Origin of the sequence: Protofrankia sp. CiP3 (assembly GCF_917627345.1) — a bacterium.
Taxonomy (GTDB): domain Bacteria; phylum Actinomycetota; class Actinomycetes; order Frankiales; family Frankiaceae; genus Protofrankia.
In genome coordinates, this window is sequence record NZ_CAKJTM010000054.1 from 2,399 (window position 1) to 3,051 (window position 653).

Here is a 653-nt window from a genome sequence, read left to right on the forward strand (position 1 = left end):
CGGGCGAGCTGCGCGAGGTATGCATCGGTCACCTGCCGGTGCCCGATGACACCCCTCATCGACACGGCGCGGTAGGACACCTCGTCCGGCCAGAACTCGTGGCGGGGGTCGCTGGTCAGCGCCGACACGACTGCTGTTGCCGTCTGTGCGGACTGACCTTCGCGGATGAGCAGGCGTACCAGGCTGCCCTCGGTGATGGGGCAGGTCGCAAAGTGGCCGGCGGCGCTGGCGAGCCATGCCTCGGCGGTGTCGTGGTGGACGTGGTCGGCGACAACGAGCGCAATCAGCACGTTGGCGTCCAGGAGGGTGGTCACTGGTCGTCGTCCAGAGCGCGAACCTCTTCGGTCGTGATGACCGTGCCAAGGTGCACCACGGGGAGACCGGTCCGTTCGCTTCGGGATATCTCCGCCGTGCTACCGTGCCCCAGGCCGCGACGCATGAGGTCGGCAACCGTCTCGCTCAAGGTCCGTGCGGTGTCCCTGGCGATCGACATAGCTTGCCGGTGAAGATCCTCTGGTAGGTCGATGGTGGTGCGCATGCCGTCATCGTAGCATCTATACATCACGATGCAGGGATGCAATTTCGGCAGATCTGAAGATCGATATTCGGCGGATTGAAAGACGCGGAGCCGGCAGATCTAAAGATCGAAATCC

The 653-nt window shown here is 63.9% G+C and carries 2 protein-coding genes; both read right to left on the reverse strand.

The annotated features are described in order from the left end of the window. Window positions 1-314: TA system VapC family ribonuclease toxin (locus MJ797_RS17345; RefSeq protein WP_239336135.1), on the reverse strand; the 314-nt coding region annotated here is incomplete at its 3' end. Further along, the gene (locus tag MJ797_RS17350; RefSeq protein ID WP_239336138.1) at window positions 311-538 is read right to left on the reverse strand and encodes an antitoxin; all 228 of its coding nucleotides are present in this window, start codon (window positions 536-538) and stop codon (window positions 311-313) included. The genes MJ797_RS17345 and MJ797_RS17350, both read right to left, overlap by 4 nt. Window positions 539-653: the final 115 nt, after the last annotated feature.